Annotated in this window: 19 protein-coding genes; 9 read left to right on the forward strand and 10 right to left on the reverse strand. The window is 29.4% G+C overall.

Annotation, left to right across the window (positions count from 1 at the left end; genetic code table 11):
- The first annotated feature begins 119 nt into the window (after window positions 1–119).
- The 4 genes from Q0352_RS03430 to Q0352_RS03445 all read left to right on the forward strand — a co-directional run bounded on the left by Q0352_RS03430 (window position 120) and on the right by Q0352_RS03445 (window position 5,230).
- On the forward strand, window positions 120–647 hold the full coding sequence (locus tag Q0352_RS03430) for a DUF4199 domain-containing protein (RefSeq protein ID WP_299523659.1): 528 nt from the start codon (window positions 120–122) through the stop codon (window positions 645–647).
- 14 nt (window positions 648–661) lie between these two features.
- A complete protein-coding gene (locus Q0352_RS03435) occupies window positions 662–1,609 on the forward strand; it encodes a glycosyltransferase family 2 protein (protein ID WP_299523662.1) in 948 nt (315 codons plus the stop codon).
- An 82-nt stretch (window positions 1,610–1,691) separates the two neighbouring features.
- Window positions 1,692–3,404 carry a phospho-sugar mutase gene (locus Q0352_RS03440; RefSeq protein ID WP_299523665.1) on the forward strand — a complete coding sequence of 571 codons (1,713 nt, stop codon included), beginning with the start codon at window positions 1,692–1,694 and terminating at the stop codon, window positions 3,402–3,404.
- The gene (locus Q0352_RS03445; protein ID WP_299523668.1) at window positions 3,404–5,230 is read left to right on the forward strand and encodes an ABC transporter ATP-binding protein; all 1,827 of its coding nucleotides are present in this window, start codon (window positions 3,404–3,406) and stop codon (window positions 5,228–5,230) included. The genes Q0352_RS03440 and Q0352_RS03445 overlap by 1 nt, the downstream gene beginning before the upstream one ends.
- 13 nt (window positions 5,231–5,243) lie before the next feature.
- On the opposite strand, the gene Q0352_RS03450 is transcribed toward Q0352_RS03445, so the two are convergent.
- From Q0352_RS03450 to Q0352_RS03465, 4 genes are all read right to left on the reverse strand, one after another.
- Window positions 5,244–6,674 carry an HD domain-containing protein gene (locus Q0352_RS03450; protein WP_299523671.1) on the reverse strand — a complete coding sequence of 477 codons (1,431 nt, stop codon included), beginning with the start codon at window positions 6,672–6,674 and terminating at the stop codon, window positions 5,244–5,246.
- 86 nt (window positions 6,675–6,760) lie between these two features.
- Window positions 6,761–7,798, reverse strand: a complete 1,038-nt coding sequence (locus Q0352_RS03455; protein WP_299523674.1) for a CDP-glycerol glycerophosphotransferase family protein — start codon at window positions 7,796–7,798, stop codon at window positions 6,761–6,763.
- Window positions 7,799–7,803: 5 nt separating this feature from the next.
- Window positions 7,804–8,484 carry a phosphocholine cytidylyltransferase family protein gene (locus tag Q0352_RS03460; protein WP_299523677.1) on the reverse strand — a complete coding sequence of 227 codons (681 nt, stop codon included), beginning with the start codon at window positions 8,482–8,484 and terminating at the stop codon, window positions 7,804–7,806.
- A gap of 118 nt (window positions 8,485–8,602) precedes the next feature.
- Window positions 8,603–9,418 (reverse strand): 2,3,4,5-tetrahydropyridine-2,6-dicarboxylate N-succinyltransferase, encoded by an 816-nt coding sequence (locus tag Q0352_RS03465; protein WP_299523681.1) that lies wholly within the window; start codon window positions 9,416–9,418, stop codon window positions 8,603–8,605.
- Between the two features lie 98 nt (window positions 9,419–9,516).
- On the opposite strand from Q0352_RS03465, the gene ruvX reads away from it, so the two are divergent.
- A complete protein-coding gene (gene ruvX / locus Q0352_RS03470) occupies window positions 9,517–9,933 on the forward strand; it encodes a Holliday junction resolvase RuvX (protein ID WP_299523684.1) in 417 nt (138 codons plus the stop codon).
- The gene (locus Q0352_RS03475) at window positions 9,923–10,600 is read left to right on the forward strand and encodes a DUF1919 domain-containing protein (protein WP_299523687.1); all 678 of its coding nucleotides are present in this window, start codon (window positions 9,923–9,925) and stop codon (window positions 10,598–10,600) included. The genes ruvX and Q0352_RS03475 overlap by 11 nt, the downstream gene beginning before the upstream one ends.
- Window positions 10,601–11,207: 607 nt before the next feature.
- Here the strand turns inward: Q0352_RS03475 and Q0352_RS03480 are convergent.
- The 6 genes from Q0352_RS03480 to Q0352_RS03505 all read right to left on the reverse strand — a co-directional run bounded on the left by Q0352_RS03480 (window position 11,208) and on the right by Q0352_RS03505 (window position 18,901).
- Complete coding sequence (locus Q0352_RS03480; protein ID WP_299523690.1) at window positions 11,208–12,326, reverse strand: aminotransferase class I/II-fold pyridoxal phosphate-dependent enzyme; 1,119 nt, start codon at window positions 12,324–12,326, stop codon at window positions 11,208–11,210.
- A 296-nt stretch (window positions 12,327–12,622) separates the two neighbouring features.
- Entirely contained in the window at window positions 12,623–14,782 is a 2,160-nt protein-coding gene (locus Q0352_RS03485) for a TonB-dependent receptor (RefSeq protein ID WP_299523692.1), read from the reverse strand.
- A 78-nt stretch (window positions 14,783–14,860) separates the two neighbouring features.
- Complete coding sequence (locus Q0352_RS03490; RefSeq protein WP_299523695.1) at window positions 14,861–15,178, reverse strand: DUF6660 family protein; 318 nt, start codon at window positions 15,176–15,178, stop codon at window positions 14,861–14,863.
- A gap of 85 nt (window positions 15,179–15,263) precedes the next feature.
- A complete protein-coding gene (locus Q0352_RS03495) occupies window positions 15,264–16,217 on the reverse strand; it encodes a mechanosensitive ion channel family protein (RefSeq protein ID WP_367274582.1) in 954 nt (317 codons plus the stop codon).
- 200 nt (window positions 16,218–16,417) lie between these two features.
- A complete protein-coding gene (locus Q0352_RS03500; protein ID WP_299523698.1) occupies window positions 16,418–17,125 on the reverse strand; it encodes a VIT family protein in 708 nt (235 codons plus the stop codon).
- 210 nt (window positions 17,126–17,335) lie between these two features.
- Entirely contained in the window at window positions 17,336–18,901 is a 1,566-nt protein-coding gene (locus Q0352_RS03505) for a PAS domain S-box protein (RefSeq protein WP_299523701.1), read from the reverse strand.
- 552 nt (window positions 18,902–19,453) lie between these two features.
- On the opposite strand from Q0352_RS03505, the gene def reads away from it, so the two are divergent.
- The 3 genes from def to mazG are packed head-to-tail and all read left to right on the forward strand — an operon-like array spanning window position 19,454 to window position 21,246.
- Window positions 19,454–20,038, forward strand: a complete 585-nt coding sequence (gene def, locus Q0352_RS03510; protein WP_299523705.1) for a peptide deformylase — start codon at window positions 19,454–19,456, stop codon at window positions 20,036–20,038.
- A 7-nt stretch (window positions 20,039–20,045) separates the two neighbouring features.
- Window positions 20,046–20,465 carry a DUF5606 domain-containing protein gene (locus tag Q0352_RS03515; protein WP_299523708.1) on the forward strand — a complete coding sequence of 140 codons (420 nt, stop codon included), beginning with the start codon at window positions 20,046–20,048 and terminating at the stop codon, window positions 20,463–20,465.
- Between the two features lies 1 nt (window position 20,466).
- The gene (gene mazG / locus Q0352_RS03520; RefSeq protein ID WP_299523711.1) at window positions 20,467–21,246 is read left to right on the forward strand and encodes a nucleoside triphosphate pyrophosphohydrolase; all 780 of its coding nucleotides are present in this window, start codon (window positions 20,467–20,469) and stop codon (window positions 21,244–21,246) included.
- The last annotated feature ends 12 nt before the right edge of the window (window positions 21,247–21,258 follow it).

Consider the following 21,258-nt stretch of genomic DNA (forward strand, 5'->3'; position numbering starts at 1 on the left):
CATTTTTAAATAACTGTTTACTAATAAATTAATTAAAAACTAATTATTAATATTAACAATTAACATTATAACTAAATAGGTATTTAGTATATTTGTTCAACTAAAATCAAACTTTTATTATGGAAAACCAAAAATCATCTTCAAAACAAATCATGTTAAACTATGGATTAATCTTAGGATTTGTTTCAATTTTAATTGCAGTTATTAACTTTGCATTCGGGAATGTTTACGAACCACATTGGGTTATATCTGTATTAGGAGCTTTAGTTTCAGTAGTTTTTATTGTTTTAGGGCTTAAAAAACTAAAAGAAAGTAATAATGGTTTTTTAAGTTTAGGTCAAGCTTTAAAAACTGGTTTAGGAATTTCATTAATTTCTGGAATTATTTATGTTATTTATATGATGCTCTTTACGAATATCATTGAACCTGAATTTTTCACTAGAATGGCAGAAGTTCAAGAAGCTGGTATGTTAGAGAAATATCCAAATATGAGTGATGAACAATTAGAGGGAGCAATAGCAATGACTAAAAAAATGTCTGGACCTGCTATAACTTCAGCATTTATTTTAATTTTCAGCTTATTCTTCGGGTTTATTGTTTCTCTAATTGGAGGTTTAATCATGAAAAAAACACAAGAAGAAGACTAATTAATACCACATAAATGGATATATCAGTAGTAATTCCACTACTTAACGAAGACGAATCTTTAAATGAATTACACGATTGGATTGCAAAAGTTATGCAATCCAATCGTTATTCTTATGAAATACTTTTTATTGACGATGGTAGCACAGATAACTCATGGAAAGTTATTGAGGCATTATCAGAAAAGAATGAAAATGTAAAAGGTCTTCGATTTCAAAAAAATTACGGAAAATCACAAGCATTAAATGCTGGGTTTAAAGAAGTACAAGGTGACGTAGTAATTACTATGGATGCAGATTTACAAGACAGCCCAGATGAAATTCCAGAATTGTATAACCTAATAAAAAATGAAGGTTTCGATTTAATTTCAGGTTGGAAAAAAAAGAGATACGATTCAAAAATTAGAAAAAACATACCTTCAAAATTATTTAATGCAGCCGCGCGAAAAACTTCTGGAGTACAATTAAATGATTTTAATTGTGGCTTAAAGTCTTATAAAAATGAGGTTGTGAAAAATATTGATGTTAGTGGCGAAATGCATCGTTACATTCCAGTACTTGCAAAAAATGCTGGTTATATAAAGATTGGAGAAAAAGTAGTCGCTCATCAAGCACGTAAATTTGGGGTAACAAAATTTGGTATTGATCGTTTTATAAATGGTTTTTTAGATCTTATTACCATTTGGTTTTTATCTAAATTTGGTAAAAGACCTATGCATTTATTTGGGTTATTAGGAACCCTAATGTTTATTGTTGGTTGTACTTTTGCCTTTTATTTAGGAATAGACAAATTGTTTTTCAACCCAACAGGAAGATTAATCACATCACGCCCACAATTTTTTATTGCATTGGCAACCATGGTTATTGGAACACAATTTTTTTTAGCAGGTTTTTTAGGTGAAATAATTTTACGTACAAAATCTGATACAAAACGTTATTCTATTTCAAAAAAAATTAATCTATAACGTTTTAGCGAAAAGTTTCATTTATTGACTTTTTAAAATTATAAATAATCTTATTTTTGTACTAAATTATACAATAAACACTATGACAATTCTAGAGAAAGCCCAATTATGGCTAACAGATACTTTTGATAAAGAAACACAACAAGAAATTAATCAATTAATTGCTGCAAACTCAGAACAATTAACTGAAAGTTTTTATAAAGATTTAGAATTCGGTACAGGTGGAATGCGTGGTATTATGGGCGCAGGAACAAACCGAATTAACAAGTATACTCTTGGCAAAGCCACACAAGGATTAGCAAATTATATTAAAACGTCATTTCCAAACAAACAACATAAAGTTGCTATTGCTTATGATTGCCGCCATAACAGCCAGCCATTTGCTAAAATTGTAGCTGATGTACTTTCGGCAAATAATATTAAAGTGTATTTATTTGAAGATATGCGCCCAACTCCTGAGCTTTCATTTGCCGTAAGACATTTAGAATGTGATGCAGGTATTGTTTTAACCGCTTCCCACAATCCGCCTGAATATAATGGTTATAAAGTTTATTGGAATGATGGAGGACAAATTATACCTCCAGATGATGCTAATATTATAAATGAAGTAAATAGTTTAGATTTTTCTGAAATTAAATTTAATGCCAATGAAAATATTATTGAATATATTGGAAAAGATGTAGATGATGCTTTTATAAATGCTTCAGTAAAAAATGGCACATTTAACATTGAAGGAAGAGATAATTTAAAAGTTGTTTTTACTTCACTACACGGAACTTCAATTAAATCTATTCCTGATGCACTCGCAAAAGCAGGTTATACTGATGTAAATATTGTTGAAGAACAAAGAGAACCTAATGGTGATTTTCCAACTGTTGCTTCTCCAAATCCAGAAGAACCAGCAGCTTTAAAAATGGCAACTGATTTAGCAGAGAAAATAAATGCTGATATCGTAATTGGAACTGATCCTGATAGTGATAGAATTGGTATTGCAGTAAGAAATGAAGCTGGAGAAATGAAGCTTTTAAATGGAAATCAAACTATGAGTGTAATGACTGATTTTTTAATTAAAAATTGGGAAACTCAAGGTAAATTAAACGGAAAACAATTTGTAGGTTCTACAATTGTATCAACAAATTTAGTGAATGAGATTGCTACAAGCTATGGTGTTGAAACTAAAGTTGGTTTAACTGGTTTTAAATGGATTGCAAAAATGATTCGCGATGCCGAAGGTAAACAAGATTTTATAGGTGGTGGTGAAGAAAGTTTTGGTTATATGGTTGGTGATTTTGTTCGTGATAAAGATGCTGTAACTGCTACGTTACTAGCTTGTGAAATTGCAGCAAAGGCGAAAGCTAACAATAGTTCATTTTATAAAGAACTACTCACAATTTACACCAAACATAATTTTTATAAAGAGCATTTAATAGCTATTGTAAAAAAAGGAATGGATGGTGCTGAGCAAATTAGCAAAATGATGGTTGAGTTACGCGAAAATCCAGTAACTGAAATTGATGGTTCTAAAGTGACTTTTTTATGCGATTATCAAGCTTCTACAAAAACAAATCTTTTAACAGGAAAAATTGAAACTATTGATTTAGAAAAATCGAATGTATTAATTTATGAAACTGTTGATGGTACAAAAGTAGCAGCAAGACCTAGTGGCACCGAACCAAAAATTAAATTTTATTTTAGTGTAAATATGCCATTAGATTCAATTAAAAATGCAATTAAAGTTGAAGCTGAATTAGACACTAAAATTCAACGTATCATAAAAGAAATTAAATTAAATTAATGAATTATTTCAAACAAATTTTAAAATACGCTAAACCATATATTAAGTACGCTTGGTTAAATGTACTTTTTAATATTTTGTATGCCATATTTAATGTGTTATCCGTTTTAAGTTTTATTCCTGTATTAGGAATATTATTTGGTGAGGAAAAAAAAGCCTATCAAAAACCAGTTTATGAAGGTATAACTACATTGTTTAAATACGTACAAGGTTCTTTAAATTATCAAGTAACTGATATGATGGAAAGTGGTGGAATCGATAAAGCATTACTTTTTATCTGCATTTTATCATTTAGCTTATTTTTCTTTAAAAATTTGTTTCGATATTTAGCTTCTTTTGTATTAGTTTTTTTACGAAATGGTGTTGTAAAAGACTTGCGAGATAGTTTGTATAAGAAAATTATTGAATTGCCACTCGCCTACTTTTCAGAAAAGAAAAAAGGTGATATTATTGCACGTATGACTTCTGATGTGCAAGAAGTTGAAACTTCTTTTTTAACATCTTTAGAAACTATTGTCCGTGAACCTTTAACCATTATACTTACATTAGTTTCAATGTTTGCTATTAGTGCTAAATTGACATTATTTGTGTTTATTCTATTACCTATATCAGGGTTTATTATTTCTGGAGTCGGTAAAAAATTAAAAGCTAATTCATTATTAGCACAACAAGAAACAGGTAATTTTCTGTCTTTTATTGAAGAAACTTTAACTGGTTTGCGCATTATAAAAGGTTTTAATGCAGAAGAGAAAATTGAGCATAAATTTAATAAATCTACAACCAAGTTTAGAAATTTAATGACCAGTGTTTTACACAGAAAAACATTAGCATCACCAATGAGTGAATTTTTAGGCTCAGCAACTATCATCGCAATTTTATGGTATGGCGGAAGATTGGTATTAGGCGAAAATAGCGAAATGGCACCTCAAGAATTTTTTGGATACATTGGGCTATTTTATTTAGTTTTAAACCCTGCAAAGGCTATTTCTACAGCATTTTATAGTATTCAAAAAGGAAATGCTTCTGCAGAAAGAATTATTGATATTCTTGAAACTGAAAATACGATTGTTGACAAACCAAATGCATCCAATAAATTATCATTTGATAAAGACATTATCTTTAAAAATATTTCATTTAAATATTTAGATGAATATGTACTAAAAGATTTCTCTTTACATATTCCAAAAGGAAAAACTGTTGCTTTGGTTGGACAATCTGGAAGTGGAAAATCTACACTTGCAAATTTAATTACACGATTTTATGATGTAAATAGTGGAACTATTACAATTGATGGAGTTAATATTAAAGACATTACTCAAAAATCACTTCGTGGTTTAATGGGGATAGTTTCACAGGAATCAATATTATTTAATGACACTGTAAAAAACAACATTAGTTTAGGTGTAAATAACGCTACAATAGAGCAAGTAATTGAAGCTTCAAGTATTGCTAATGCTCATGAATTCATCAAAGATTTACCTCTTCAATACGAAACAAATATTGGTGACAGTGGGAATACACTTTCTGGTGGACAAAAACAACGTTTAAGTATTGCGCGTGCTGTACTTAAAAACCCCCCAATAATGATTTTAGATGAAGCTACTTCAGCATTAGATACCGAAAGTGAACAATTGGTTCAAATGGCTTTAGAAAAAATGATGGAAAATAGAACCTCATTAGTAATTGCGCATCGTTTGTCAACTATTCAAAAAGCTGATTTAATTGTGGTGATGAAAAAAGGTGAAATTGTTGAGCAAGGAAAACACGATGAATTATTAGCTAAAAAAGGTGAATACTTCAAACTTGTTACTATGCAATCTTTTTAAATAATTAAAATACTTATTTGTTAATTATTTTTAGTCCTAATTTTTTAGCTCGTTTTAACATAAAGGCATAAGCCTCATCATAATCGTTTTTAATTTCTCCTTCTAAAATAGCCTCTTTTATAGCATCTTTTAAAGTTCCTATTTCTCGGCAAGGCTTCAAATTATAGGTTTCCATAATTAATTCACCCGAAATTGGTGGTTGAAAATTACGAACATGGTCTCGTTCTTCAACTTCTTTAATTTTTTGACGTACAATCTTAAAATTATGGTGATAATTTTTAAATTTATTAGGGTTTTTGGTCGTAATATCGGCTTCACACAATGTCATTAAACTATCAATATCATTTCCTGTATCAAAAATTAAACGTCTCACTGCTGAATCAGTAACTTCAGAAGCTAATACGATTGGACGAGAACTTAAATACACCATTTTTTGAACAAATTTCATTTTGTCATTCAAAGGCATTTTTAATTTTTTAAATAACTTATAAACCATTTTAGAGCCTACAAATTCATGACCATGAAAAGTCCAACCTATAGTTTTATCAAACTTTTTGGTAGGTGCTTTACCTATATCATGTAATAATGCAGCCCAGCGTAACCATAAATTATTTGTGTTTTCAGAAATGTTATCTACAACTTCTAGCGTATGGTAAAAATTATCTTTATGCTTCTGTCCTTCAACCTCTTCAACACCTTGTAAATTAGTTAACTCAGGTAAAAAACGTTCTAGTAAATTGGTTTTATGAAGCAAAAGTAATCCAACTGAAGGAATATCAGAAAGCATAATTTTATTAAACTCTACTATAACTCTTTCATTCGTAATAATATCCAATCTACTCGCATTTCGAGTAATTGCATTTAAAGATTTGTTTTCAATTTCAAAATTTAATTGAGATGAAAAACGAATAGCACGCATCATTCTTAAAGGATCATCAGAATAAGTAATATCCGGATTTAATGGTGTTCTAATAATTTTATTTTGTAAATCTTTCAACCCATCAAAAGGATCTAATAATGTCCCGAAATTATCTTCATTTAAACTTAACGCTAATGCATTTATTGTAAAATCTCGTCTATTTTGATCGTCTTGTAAAGTACCGTCTTCAACAACTGGGTTTCTACTATCCTCATTATAAGATTCTTTGCGAGCTCCAACAAATTCAATTTCAATATTTTCAAAACGTAACATTGCAGTTCCATAGGTTTTAAAAACTTGCACTTTAGGTTTATTTGGTAACAATTCTGCAACGGCTCTTGCTAAATCTATTCCACTTCCAACTGCTACTACATCTATATCATCAGGAGTCCCTCTTTTTAATAAATAATCACGCACAAAACCACCAATAACATAAGTCTCTAATTGTAAATTAGTGGCTGCTTTTGCTATGTATTCAAAAATTGGATGCGTTAAAGCATCTTTATATCTATTATTATTTGTCATAAATTAACGTGACTTAACTAATTTTATAAACTGTCATTCCTGCAAAAGAAAGAATAACCATAAAAATTTTATTTACAATTTATTCATTAATATTTTCCAAATATTTTATGAATTTTTAATCGGCGTAAGAAAGATAGTTTCCTATTTTCTGGAACACCATTTTCTTTAATATATTTAAAAACAGTTTCAACCATTCTTAAAGCAGAATCACCATCGTTATAGGGATGATATTCTTCCATAATATTGGTACGTTTCTCTTTAAATTTATCTTCTTCTAAATTTGATTTAATTTTTTCAGAAAGATTATTGTATTCAATTGAATTGTCCCACTGAATATTTTTAGAACTACTTTTATACGTGATAACCGGTTTATTTAATAACAAAAATTCATATACTACAGATGAAGTGTCACTTACCATAATATCAGCCATTAATAAAAATTTTATAATATTGCGTTCTTCTTCATACACAATATTTGATGTTTCATTGGCTAAGTTTTTATAGCTCTCAACTAACTCATTTACCATTAAATCATGAAATTTTACCAAAACTAAATAATCTTCATTTTTAGCTAATTCTTTAAATTCATTCTCTAAAAATGATGCCGAATTTAATGAAGGAGAAAATGTTGGTGCATACAATACAATTTTTTTTGCCCCATATTTTAATAAGAGCTCCTGCTTTTCAGAATCGTATTTATGAAGTTCTTTTCCGTAAACATCCAATTTAGGCCAACCTGTTTCAATAACATCAAAGTTTTTAAACTTCTGCTTTAATTCATTAAATTTTCTAGTAAAGTAAGGACCTTGTGTTAAATATAAATCGAAATAATGTCTAATTCTAAAATGCCCTTTTTTTTCACCTGCCAACCCATGAAATACTTGTACCTTTAATCCTCTTAAATAATAAGGAACTTCATTCCCTGGAACGAAAATTACATCACTATTAAATGCAATAACATCTTGCATTTCTGAGGTGAAAGTTTCATTTTTAAATGGGAAATTTTTAGTAATTGGCTCATTTACAAACCATAAGTATGAATATCCTTTTTCTTTCAAAACCTTCATTATGGGTTCTAAAATTCCAAAAGCATACGGGTTTTGACAAAAAAGTACTGTTTTCAAAACTTTTAAACTATTTTGTTTGCATTTTTTAAATCTTCTTCAAAATCAACTTCAATGCAATTATATTTTGAAATATCAATCACTTTTAATTTTAAATTATCTTCAGAAATAGCCGTTTCTAAACCTTTTTCAAAATAATCATTCGCATTACATTTTTCCAATTGAGAAATAAAAATATCTAAATCTTTTGAAGATATAAAGTTAATTCCAACAGCTTCTCCCAATCCATTTTTAACTTCTTTAGAAAGTTCATTTACATAATTATTTTTAAGTGTATATTTCACTTCTTCATCTGCAACACTTGATGTATTAACTGAAATAAAAGAATTATTTTCCTGAATATCATTTAACAATACTGAAAGTAGATTTTCATCAAAAACCACATCGCCATTAAACCATAAAATCGATTTTCCTCTGTGCTTTTTTAAAGCTTGAAGTAAACTTTTTGAAGTGTTTGTAGTATCAAAAAAAGGATTGTATACATAATTAACTTCTGGAAAGCGTTCCATAATTAAGTCTTTTTTAAAGCCCACAACTATAGTTACATCGTTAATGTCAAAATATTTAGTGATATTTTTAAGTTGCTTTTCCATAATACTTTCACCATCTTTTAAAAGAGTTAATGGTTTAGGAAAAGGATTTCCAAGTCGAGAGCCAATACCAGCTGCTAAAATTACGATTTTCAAATGTTGAATTTTAAAGTTTATTAATTTCAAGCAAAAATAGAACATTAAAATTTAATACCATAGATCATTTAAAAATGGTCATAAAAAAACTCCGATTAAAATCGGAGCTCTGAAATATTTAAACTGCTACATCATTTTCACGAAGCGCATCATTTAGCGACGTTTTTTTATTAGTGCTTTCTTTTCGCTTTCCAATAATCATAGCACAAGGCACATGAAACTCTCCTGCAGGAAATTGTTTTTTATAACTTCCTGGAATTACCACAGAACGTGCAGGCACTCTCCCTTTATAAATAACTGGTTTATCTCCAGTAACATCAATAATTTTAGTACTCATTGTTAATACAACATTTGCACCTAAAACAGCCTCCGTTTCAACGTGAACTCCTTCTACAACAATACAACGTGAACCAACAAATACATTATCTTCAATAATAACTGGAGCTGCTTGTAAAGGTTCTAATACGCCACCAATACCTACTCCTCCACTTAAGTGAACATTTTTACCAATTTGTGCACAACTACCAACTGTTGACCAAGTATCAACCATAGTACCTTCATCTACATAAGCGCCTATATTTACATAGCTTGGCATTAAAATAGTTCCTGGTGCAATATAAGAACCATGACGTGCTACCGCATGAGGCACTACACGAATTCCTTTTTCTTTATATCCTTTTTTTAATGGAATTTTATCGTGATATTCAAAAATGCCTACTTCTAAAGTTTCCATTTTTTGAATAGGAAAATATAGTACTACTGCTTTTTTTACCCATTCATTTACTTGCCAACCACCTACAATTGGTTCTGCTACACGCAAAGTTCCACTATCCAATAAGTTCACCACTTCACGAATTGTTTTTTGAGTAGCTTCCTCTTTTAATAACGCTCTGTTTTCCCAAGCTGCCTCTATAATTTTTCTTATTGCATTCATTCTTTTAAAATTCTATTGAAGACAAATATATAATTTTTAAAAAATAGTATCATTCTAAATCCCTAAATTTGCACAACTTTAAAAATAACGTTAATATTTTGGGTAGAATTTTAGCCATAGACTACGGAGAAAAAAGAACAGGAATAGCTATAACTGATGAATTGCAAATTATTGCTTCTGGGTTAACTACTATTGATACAAAAAAGATTTTTTCATTTTTAACTGATTATTTAAAAAATGAAAATGTTGAACTTTTTGTTGTAGGTGAACCGAAACAAATGAACAACACCGAAAGTGAAAGCGCCCAATTTATTAAACCGTTCATTATAAAATTAAGCCAAACTTTTCCTAAAATCCCAATAAAACGTGTTGATGAGCGTTTTACTTCAAAGATGGCATTTCAAAGTATGATTGATAGTGGATTGAAAAAAAAACATCGTCAAAACAAAGCACTTATTGATGAGATTAGTGCTACTATAATTTTGCAAACATATTTACAACAAAATGAAAAATAATATATTTAGAAAACTTATTGTTTTTGTTCGAAGAAAATTTCGATTGCTTTTTAGAGCATATTACAGCAAAAAAGATATTGAACTTTTAAAAAATAAAAATTTTGTAATAGTATGTGATAATTGTTGGGCTGGATCAGTATATCAGTGGTTAGATAGACCTTATAACTCTCCTTTTATTAGCATTGGGTTTTATGGAGATTGCTATATTAAATTACTCTCAAACTTTGATTATTATATGAGCCAACCTTTAAACTTTGTGAAAGAAAGTAAATATAATTATAGAGAAATTACCTATCCATTAGCTAAATTAGATGATGTTGAGCTTCATTTTACACATTACAAAACAGAAGAAGACGCTAAAACAAAATGGGAAAGAAGAACTGCAAGAATGCTAGAAGAAACCAATAAAGATAACTATATATTTAAAATGTGTGATGCTTGGTATGCTACAGAGCAAAACTTTAAAGATTTTAAAGAACTTCCTCTAAAAAATAAACTGTCATTTTCTGTTAAAGAGTACAAACAACTAAAACTAGAAAATCACTATCAAGTTCTTGAAAAAGATAAAAAAGATAAAAATAGAGTGCCAAACGGTGTTAAACTATTTAAAATCACCTTTATTTATCTAAATTTATTTAAATGGAAGAAAAATAATTTAGCTGCTTAATCCCTTTTTTTAATTATCAATAAGGAACCTTTGTTTATCTGAAATATTTAAGCGCGCTATGTTGCCCATAACGCTATTATCATTCAACCTATTAATAATAAACTCAGGATCTAATGCAAAAATACGTTGCAATCCTGAATAACTTATTTTTAGAAATTTACTATCCTTTGAGAAACTTAAAAAAATTTCAGGAATGTCTATGGTGTTTAGGTCAAATGCAATAAGCAAGTCATTTTTTAAAGTGATCCCCCAAGAAATAGATTTATCTTCTTCAAATGCGTCACTTATTTCTTTAATAAATTTAATTGCATCCGCCTTATTTTTAGTTTTCCTATGTTCAGGTCTTTCAATAAATTTATTGACAGTTTCATTGGAACGTAAAAACAGAATACTATCACAGTCTAATTCTTCAATTTTTTTTTTTAAAAAGCCTTTCTGTTTTAATTTCTGGAAAAGATTTAAATTTCATTTTTTTAGTTTTATGGATGGTTTAGTTACCCTTTACTTCTTTCAATTAAATTTCAACTATATTTTGAATGTGATTTTTAAGCCATATTGTTAATTAGATTTCTCAAATTAGATTAATTAGTACTTTTTAGGTATTGCTTTAGGCTGGCTTTATGGTTTTTAAATAACTATCAAGGATCTCTAAAACTTCAGAAAAATTGCTTCTTCCAAAACCTACTCTTATGTATTTACCTGGATATTCATACATTTCAGAAGGAATAGTCATAATGCCAGTTTTCTCAACCAATTGGTTACTGAATTCTAAAGCTGAATTTTCAATGTTTAACTTAACAAAAGAAGTTGATCCGGTTTGAGGGGGAATAAAAGAAGATATTATTGGGTGCTTCCCTACAAACTCACTGAATAGCAATACATTCTTTCTGATTTTTATTAAATTTTGTGGAAGAAATTTATCAATATTGTTGAGTGCTATTATTGATAAAATTTCACTTGGTGCACTATTACAAATACTAAGATAATCTTTAAACGCAACAACTTTACGAAGAAAATCGGTGTCTTGAGCTACCAGCCAACCTGTTCTTAAACCTGCCAATCCAAAAGTTTTTGAGGTTCCCCAAAGACTTATTCCTTTTTCATAAATATCAGAAATTGGAGGTAATTCTGGTATGTCATCAATAATTAATTTATGATACATTTCATCTGAAAATATATACAAATCATATTTCTTTGCAATACTTACTATTTCATCTAACTCACCTATAGTCAGATAGCTACCAGTTGGATTGTGAGGAAAATTTAAGATGATTAATTTTGTGTTTTTCCTAATTAACTTTTCTAAATCAGCTATATTGAATTTCCAATTTTCTGGGTTTGGTTTCCAATATGAAAGTTCACAATTAATTGACTTTACAACTTCAGATAAAGACTGATAGGAAGGTGAAATTGTTATCGCATGGTCTTCTGAATTTAATAACAAATTCATACTTATAAAATTAAGTTCTCCAGGAGATGCAACAACCACATTTTCAATTGTTTTAATTTTATAATATTGAAGAATAGCCTCTCTTAATAATGGATTTCCTTCACTTTCAGTATAACCGAGTTTTATACTTTCCCATAAATCCATTTCATCTTTAGAAGCATTCTCTAAAAGATATTTTAATTCATAACCATCACAATCAGAACTAGAGAAGAGATATTTTGCAGTAAATTCGTGTTTGGCAAAATATCGTTCGAGCTTGAAATCATTTATTTTCATTGCTATTATTTATTTTTTTGCATCGGGTTAATATAAAGAAAGTTGTATTTTGATTAAAGCAATTTTTCGTTTGATAAATTTAGTTATTTTAAGGTTTAGATTAATTCTAATTTATTGAATTAAGTATTTATTTACATGTTGCTGCCAGCTATATTGGTAACTGAGTTTATTTCAGAAATGAGCAAGGTCAAACCATGTTAAAAACAAAAGCTCCCTAATAAAAGGAGCTTTTGAGTACTATTTTATGTTTCTTAAGTATCTAGTGCAACGACAACCTTTGCTGGCAGCTTACTATATTAATGATCTTCGTTTCCAAAAGGTTTAATTATGATTCCAACACTAAAAATAAACCCGTCAGTTGGTGCGTAAATTTCTGGAAAAACTGGGTTTTCATGAGGTGGTAAAACCAATGGAGAAAATCGACTTTGTCTTCTATCTGTAAAGTTTTCAAAATTCACGAAAGCACTTCCGAATTTAAAATTTCTCATTAATAATAAACCCATGGTAACAAAATCTGTTGACTCTGCTCCGTTTGATAAAAACTGTTTTCCTGTATAATACGTTTCATAACCAACACGCCATTTTTCAGATTCGTACATCAACACACTTCCTGCGTTATGCTTTGCCGTTAAAGGTTTTTGTGGATTACCAGTCAAATAGTTCAGTTTGGTGTCTATAAACGCATAATTTAAGAACCATCTAAAATCTTTGTAACTAAACTTAATGTTGGTTTCTGCTCCCTTACTTATAATTTTATCAGTTGCATTTTCAAATGCAAAAAAACCATCATTTATGCTATTCAATAACAATCCGTTTTTTATTGCTGAAACGTAAAATAATTGGTTTATAGATAAACCTACTGCTTCAAATATGTGTGTTTTATAGTTTACATCAAAATTAAAACCATAGGAACGTTCAGCTTCTAATGAAGATTTATCTATTGCTAGCACATTTTCAAAGTAGACGTATTCAGCTTCTTCCGTAAAAATATCTGGTATTTTGTAACCAAATCCACCACCCATTCTACTTGATAAGCCATTATTATTTTTATATAATAAAGATATTTTTGGAAGTGGGAAAAAGCCAAAGTCCGTATTATAATCTGCTCTTAATCCTGTTTCTAAAATCCAATTTTCAGAAAGGTCATAGATGGTATTGATAAACATCCCATAAGTAAGATCTTTTTGGTCACGTTGCAATGTTGCATTATCATTTTCATCAAAATTTGATGAGTATAAATTTGTACCAAAAATCCAATCGTTTTTTAGAGTTTCTATTTGATAGGTAATTTCTGAAAAAGTATTCATCTGTTTTCCATCAAAACTAAAATCTGGAATGGTTAAGTTCCTATCGAAAAATGAGATACTATTTTTAATATTTAAAGAACTTATCGAATCTAATTGAGTATGATAAACTGCTTGACTGCTCAATCTTTTTGAAACATTTTCCTCTGCATATTGGTGATTCCCTATTTCTCCACTTTCAATTTTTGTGATATCACCACCAATTCTATCATCATAAGTTCCATTAAGTCCAACCCAAAACGTAGTTTTTTCTGATGGATAATAAAAGAATTTTGGGTTAAATGAAATTGATTTCGTTTTTGGCAAATTACTAAATCCATCATCTTCTGGGTCATAAGCTTTTTGAGAATGTCCAGAACCGTATAGAGAAATACCAAACTTTTCGTTTCTTTTGCTATAAAATACATTTGCAGTACTTCCTAACGCTTGTGTTTGAGTTAGCATGATGTCTAAAGATGGTTCATCATTAGGTGTTTTTGACACCATGTTTACTAAACCAGCGATAGCTCCACCTCCATAAAGCGTTGAAGAACTACCTTTAATAATTTCAAATTGTTGCAAATCTAAAGGCGGAATTTGTAAAATGCTTAAACCACTCGAAAAACCACCATATAATGGAAACCCATCTCTTAAAAGTTGAGTATAACGTCCATCAAGCCCTTGAATTCTAATATTTGTACTTCCACTACTTAAAGAAGTTTGTTGCATTTGTATTCCTGTGCTTTCACGAAGTACCATTGAAATATTTGTTGGGTTCATAATGGCTTTTTCACCCAATTCTTCTAGGCCTATAAATTCAATTCTGGTTGGGATTTTTTTTACGGTTCTAGTACTTCTTGAAGATTGCAGCACAATTTCATCCAATTCGTTACCTTCACTTGTTAATTTAAAAATAAATTCTGTATTACTTGGTATTTGAATACTTGTTTTAAAGGTTTCAAAACCTAAATATGAAATTATAACAAGATGTTGCCCATTTGGAATTTCTATAAAACTTGCAATCCCATCAAAATCGGTTACTGCACCTTTTTCTAATTTATCAAAATAGACTGTTGCTCCCAATAAGGGTTCATTTTCGGTTTCTGAAATTACAGTTATTTGTATATTCGTTGTTTGTGCTTTTAAAGAAAAGCACACTATAATTGAGAGCATTACGCTCAATATGTGTTTATGCATTGTTAATGTAAATATGATTAATTAAAAAATAATTGACTATTAAGTCGTTTTCTTTTAACTAATCAACTGTGGCGGTTGCCAAATGTTAGAATGAAAATCTAAACGGTAATTTGATTGATATGTAGAAAATAGTTTAGTAGAAATTTTTAAGCTATGATTAAGTTTAAAAGTAGTTACAGGTTCATAAGTTATTGACATACCACAACAATCACAAATACACATAACAGGACACGAATCATCAGAGTCTTGCTCATGATTGTGGTTTATATCAATACCGTCTGCGTGCTTGTCTTCAGCATTATTCCCATCAGAACAAGGCTTTACAGACAAAACAAGTATTATTAACGATAATATAATTGTAATTCCTTTCATAATTAGCAACAAATTTAATAAAATACAATTTATGCACAATTAAATTGTTGAGTTTTTTGGGGTTGTAGTAAGTAAAACAACTCATTTATTTTTTTACATTTAAATCAGGTATTTTTACTATTTCAAAAGTCGCTGAAGCTAAAACTACTTTACCATTTGTTTTTTCAATTTCTTTTCCTATTAACTCGTTTAAAGTGTGTTTTGTTATTCTTCTTTTTTTATAATCAACAATATATCTAATATTAAATTCAATCCAATTATCAGTCAATTTTATAGCAAGAGATGGTGCTACTTGAGCATTTTCAATATAATATTTATCAACAACTTCTTCCCATTTAGAAATTGAATTAGATACAAATTCGGACAATGTTTCTGAAGCAATTTTTATAATTATTTCTTTAGCCAAATCTATATCTGAACCATATCTAATTGGTAAACTAAATTCGTCCCAAATAAAAGGAAAGTCTTGTGAGTAATTATAAACAGGGCCTTTAAATACAAAAGCATTACTTAATTTAACAATTCTACCACTGTAATTATCACTTGACACCCATTGCCCAATTTCCATCATAGTTGTATATAAACTATCAATATCTATTACATCTCCTTTTATTCCGTTAATCTCAATCCGATCTCCTGGTTTGTAAACTTTTACAAAAAATATAAAAACTGATCCTGCCAGACTTAAAATTAACTCTTGTAACGTTATAGTAATACCTGCAGTTAAAAGACCTATTGCAAGGGTAAAGTCTTTAATATTTCCTGTGAAATACGACACTGTCATTAATATGATTAAAATATAACCAATAATTTCAATTCCCTTTTGAGATTTATATCTTGCAGAAGCATGAGTGACCTTTTTCTTTAAAAGTCTTTTAATAAATTGTAATACTATTAATAGACCCGATAACCACATTAAATATTTAGCAATATTTAAAAAAGTAGGATGTTCAATCATCCAATCTCTAAATTGATTTAAAGTATCCATCTTGAATTCAAATTCTGTTAATCGTGAAATTTCCACCTTAAATTTACTCAAAAAATCTGATATGAAACTCAAGAGATTCATTAAGTTTATTTTCTTAAAACATTATAATTCACCAATACTAATGATACGCTAAAATCCCAATACCAATCGAGAAAACCAAAAGGTAAATTGAAAAAACAGAATATTTTAGTACTCTTTTTACAAAATATTTTGGTGGAAGAATATTTTGACTTTTTATCTATTCATAACAATTATCCGACATTAACATTAAACATATAACCAACTAAAGCAGTTAATCCCATTGCAATAGTTCCCCAAAATGTAATTCTAATAATTGCTTTCCCCATACTAGAACCACCTGTTTTAGCAGCCAAGGAACCCAAAATTATAAGGAAGAAAAGTGCAAACCCATAGAGTGTATACTCCATACTTTTTAATGGTAAAAAGAGAGCTACTAAAAGTGGTAGCACTCCACCAACTGTGAAAGCCGCTCCCGACGCGAAAGCTGCTTGAATAGGTTGAGCTTGACTTATTTCATTGATCCCTAATTCATCTCTAATATGTGCTCCTAAAACATCGTGTTCAGTTAATTCTTTTGCAACTGTTAGTGCAGTTTCTTTTTTTAGACCTCTTTTTTCATAAATCTCGGCCAACCGTTGTAGTTCCAATTCTGGCATTTCTATTAACTCTTGCTTTTCCCTTTCAATATCAGCTTTCTCTATATCTGTTTGAGAACTTACAGAGACATATTCTCCTGCAGCCATAGATAACGCACCAGCAACCAATCCCGCTAAAGTTGTAAAAACAATTAATTCTCTATTATCACTCGCCGCTGCAACACCAATTGCAAGACTGGCTGTTGAAAGAATTCCGTCATTTGCACCTAGAACAGCTGCTCTCAACCAATTACTTCTATGGATATAATGATTGTCTAAATAATTATCTGTTTGGTCTTCCATTTTTGTTTTTATAAATTTCTTAATTTCAGTAAATTATGTTCATTTTTAAGTTATTGCTACCTACAAGTTTTTATAAGATATGTACTACTGAATAATCTGATATTATTAGATTAAAGCAAATCTATTGTTAAATGTTTGTCATTTTATATTTAGTTTAATTGTAAGCATAGATTATTATGAAGTGTTCTAAACCTTTTTATTGTTTTTTCATTATAGTTTATATAAAGGCAACGTAAACTTGAAGTCACTTCCTTCTCCATCTTCACTTTCAACCCAAATTATACCACCTTGTTTTTCCACAAACTCTTTGCAAAGAACCAATCCTAAGCCTGAACCTTTTTCATTTGCTGTGCCTAAGGAAGATTCATTTGAAGATATCCTAAATAATGTTTTAAGTTTTTCTTTATCTATCCCAATTCCATTATCGGAAATAGAAATTTCAACTTGGTTTTCATCTGAAATTACTACAATATTTATATTTCCCCCTGATTTTGTAAATTTAATGGCATTGGAAATAAGATTTTGTAAAATTATCCTAAGCATATTTTCATCGGCATAAACTTCAATTTCATCTAATTGAACTTTATGTAATGAAATGTTCTTAATTTTTGCTTGTGAATTAATTATTTCTATTATTTCCTGAATACTTGAAGACAAAACAATTTTTTGGGGATTAAAACTAATTTGACCTGTTTGAGATTTTGCCCAATTTAACAAATTATCAAGTAAAACAAGTGTATTTTTTGCTGATGAATTTATAAAGGCTGCATACTTTTCAGATTGTGAAATAGCCCTTTCTTTTAAATTTTCTTTTAATAGTTCAGAAAAGCCTAGAATGCCACTAAACGGGCTTCTTAAATCGTGCGCTATAATTGAAAAAAGTTTGTCTTTAGTAGCATTCAGTTTTTTTAAACTGGCCTCACTTTCTTTTAACTTTTGTTCAGCCATGTGTCGCTCAGTAATATCTTGAATGATGGGTAAAAAATAAAGTGGTCTAGTATCCTCACCTTGAACAATACTGATAGTAAGCTCACCCCACACAACAACGCCATCTTTTCGCAAGTAGCGTTTCTGCACCATCGTAGATTCAATATCTCCTTTTACTATCATTTTCAATTCTTTCATACCTATCTCTTTGTCTTCTGGATATGTAAAGTCAGCAATTGTTTTACCTATTAACTCTTCCTCTGAATAACCTAAAAAACGACAGAATGCCTCATTACACTTAATAAAACATTTATCTAAACCAACAATGGCTGTTCCAATATGTGATTGAATAAATAACCCACGAAATTTAGCCTCACTGATTCTTAGCACCTCCTCCGACTTCTTACGTTCGGTAATATTATCAAAAATCACAAGAAATTCTCCTTTTTGCAAACTGTAAACTGAAATGGAAAACCATATTTCTAAAGGCGGTACAAAAGTTTCAACTCTTTCGGATATTCCGGTTTTAGAAACTCTGTTATATAAATTAAATAGTTCCTGATTTTCATTTTTATGGTTAACTATAACTTCAGAAATACGTTTTCCTACTACGTTCTTCAGACCTGTTAAAATTTCAAAAGCATGATTTACTTCAAGATATATAAAATCAACGGGGTCATTATTTTCATAAAGCATTTGACAATGTGCAAATCCTTCTGTCATATTTTTAAATAGCGAATGGTATATTTGCTCGTTTTGAGTAGCAGAATTCAGATGACTAATTTCATGCGGTTTTTTGAACTTAGCAAGCTGATTTTCTAAATCTTGATAGGTTGGTTTTGATTCCATTTTGCATTTCAATTTATTTAAATTGCTTTTAAATTGGTAAATGCGAACAATACTAATTGTTTATTACTCTAATTTTAAGAATAAACGTATTTAATTTAATAGGTCCTTATTTTTTTTAACAACTTTTCACCAACTACGCAATTTTTATTTGGTATCATTAAATTTATGAAAAATTAACCAATAACCTGTGTCTTTTAGTAATTAAATAATGAATATTGGAGATTGTTATGGATTAATTATGTTGCTTTCCTTAGCCATTGGAGATGCGCTTGTACAAGGACGCATTGTTAGAATTGATCCTTTGGGTTCTTTTTAGGTAACGTTAAAGAGTACAGGAACCGATTCTTTGGAACCCTTAGGTAAAACTAATATTAAAGTGTAAATATTGAATATAAAGCATCTAAACAATTGAAAATAAGGTTAAAGCACTCAATTATAAACGCATACGATAACCACCTAACTATATAAAATTACTAGTTCTTTTAAAATTGAATTCACAACATTTTATTATTCATTTAATCTTTTGTATTTTTGCAATCCAAAAAAAAGAATATGGTATTACCAATTTATGCATATGGAGATCCTGTCTTAAGAAAAGTAGGAGTTGAAATTGATAAAGATTATGAAAATCTTACGCAGCTTATTGAGAACATGCAGGAAACTATGGTAAATGCAAATGGTATTGGTTTGGCTGCTCCTCAAATTGGAAAAGCAATTCGATTATTTATTGTTGATACTTCACCTTTTGAAAAAGACGAAGATTTAGATGATAAGGAACGTGATTTTTTAGCAAATTTCAAAAAAGTATTTATAAATGCTAAAATTATAAAGGAAGAAGGTGATGAATGGGCTTTTAATGAAGGTTGTTTAAGTATTCCTGAAGTTACAGAAGATGTATTTAGACAAGAAAAAATCACTATTGAATATGTTGATGAAAATTTTGAAAAACACACGGATGTTTTAGATGGTTTAGCTGCAAGAGTTGTTCAACATGAGTATGACCATATTGAAGGAATTTTATTTACTGATAAAATTTCATCTTTAAAAAAAAGATTAATTAAAAAAAAATTAGATAATATATCAAAAGGAAAAGTGAATCCTAGTTACAGAATGAAATTTCCCTTTTTAAAAAAATAATAAATATATGGAGTTAAAAGATATAGTAGCAATTAATGGAAAACCAGGATTGCACGAAATTAAAGCACAATCTAAAGGAGGTATTATTGTAGAATCATTGATAGATGGTAAAAAGTTCCCTGTAACGGTAACTCACAATATTAGCGCATTAAATGAAATTGCTATTTATACGTATGAAGAAGAAATACCATTGCGTGTAGTTCTTAAATCTATTGGTGAAAAAGAAAATGGAAAAGAAGCTATTAGCCCTAAAGAAAGCGGAAAAGTTTTAACTTCATATTTCAGAGAAATTTTACCAAACTTTGATGAAGAACGTGTGTATACTTCAAACATAAAAAAAGTGTTACAGTGGTATAACTTATTAGCTTCAAAAAATTTCGATTTTACCGCAATAAAGGAAGAAGAGCAAGAAACAGAAGAAGCATAGTATGAATACTCGCGAACAACAACTCCAAGCTTTTGGCCGTCTTTTAGACATTATGGACGAGTTGCGCTTAAAATGTCCTTGGGATAAAAAGCAAACTTTTGAATCGCTTCGCCATTTAACTATTGAAGAAACCTATGAATTAGGTGATGCAATTCTGAATAACGACTTACAAGAAATTAAAAAAGAATTAGGGGACGTATTACTTCATATTGTTTTTTATGCCAAAATTGGTTCTGAAACAAATGATTTTGATATTGCTGATGTTGCCAATGCTATTGCTGAAAAACTAATTCATCGTCACCCTCACATTTACAGTGATGTTGTAGTAAAAGACGAAGAAGAAGTTAAACAAAATTGGGAAAAACTAAAATTAAAAGAAGGTAAAAGTTCGGTTTTAGAAGGTGTTCCTCTTTCACTGCCTTCTATGGTAAAAGCAAACAGAATACAAGAAAAAGTTGCTGGTGTAGGTTTTGATTGGGAAAAGCCTGAACAAGTGTGGGAAAAAGTTCAAGAAGAATTAAATGAACTTAATGTTGAAATTGAAAAAGGCAATACAGATAAAATTGAAGCTGAATTTGGAGATGTTTTATTTTCAATGGTAAATTATGCTCGTTTTATTAATGTAAATCCTGAAAATGCTTTAGAACGCACCAATAAAAAATTTATCAATCGTTTTCAATATTTAGAAACAGCAGCAAAAAAAATAGGGAAATCATTGCACGATATGTCACTTGTTGAAATGGATGTATTTTGGAACGAGTCTAAAAAGTTTTATAAATAATTTATACCTTGG

It is taken from the genome of uncultured Lutibacter sp., from assembly GCF_937891065.1.
Taxonomy (GTDB): Bacteria; Bacteroidota; Bacteroidia; order Flavobacteriales; family Flavobacteriaceae; genus Lutibacter.

Excerpts from the sequence above, each read along its gene's own strand:
- Q0352_RS03430 (WP_299523659.1), top strand. The coding sequence starts at position 120 with ATGGAAAACCAAAAATCATCTTCAAAACAAATCATGTTAAACTATGGA.
- Q0352_RS03435 (WP_299523662.1), top strand. The coding sequence starts at position 662 with ATGGATATATCAGTAGTAATTCCACTACTTAACGAAGACGAATCTTTA.
- Q0352_RS03440 (WP_299523665.1), top strand. The coding sequence starts at position 1,692 with ATGACAATTCTAGAGAAAGCCCAATTATGGCTAACAGATACTTTTGAT.
- Q0352_RS03445 (WP_299523668.1), top strand. The coding sequence starts at position 3,404 with ATGAATTATTTCAAACAAATTTTAAAATACGCTAAACCATATATTAAG.
- Q0352_RS03450 (WP_299523671.1), bottom strand. The coding sequence starts at position 6,674 with ATGACAAATAATAATAGATATAAAGATGCTTTAACGCATCCAATTTTT.
- Q0352_RS03465 (WP_299523681.1), bottom strand. The coding sequence starts at position 9,418 with ATGAATGCAATAAGAAAAATTATAGAGGCAGCTTGGGAAAACAGAGCG.
- Q0352_RS03475 (WP_299523687.1), top strand. The coding sequence starts at position 9,923 with ATGAAAAATAATATATTTAGAAAACTTATTGTTTTTGTTCGAAGAAAA.
- Q0352_RS03480 (WP_299523690.1), bottom strand. The coding sequence starts at position 12,326 with ATGAAAATAAATGATTTCAAGCTCGAACGATATTTTGCCAAACACGAA.
- Q0352_RS03485 (WP_299523692.1), bottom strand. The coding sequence starts at position 14,782 with ATGCTCTCAATTATAGTGTGCTTTTCTTTAAAAGCACAAACAACGAAT.
- Q0352_RS03490 (WP_299523695.1), bottom strand. The coding sequence starts at position 15,178 with ATGAAAGGAATTACAATTATATTATCGTTAATAATACTTGTTTTGTCT.
- Q0352_RS03500 (WP_299523698.1), bottom strand. The coding sequence starts at position 17,125 with ATGGAAGACCAAACAGATAATTATTTAGACAATCATTATATCCATAGA.
- Q0352_RS03505 (WP_299523701.1), bottom strand. The coding sequence starts at position 18,901 with ATGGAATCAAAACCAACCTATCAAGATTTAGAAAATCAGCTTGCTAAG.
- def (WP_299523705.1), top strand. The coding sequence starts at position 19,454 with ATGGTATTACCAATTTATGCATATGGAGATCCTGTCTTAAGAAAAGTA.
- Q0352_RS03515 (WP_299523708.1), top strand. The coding sequence starts at position 20,046 with ATGGAGTTAAAAGATATAGTAGCAATTAATGGAAAACCAGGATTGCAC.
- mazG (WP_299523711.1), top strand. The coding sequence starts at position 20,467 with ATGAATACTCGCGAACAACAACTCCAAGCTTTTGGCCGTCTTTTAGAC.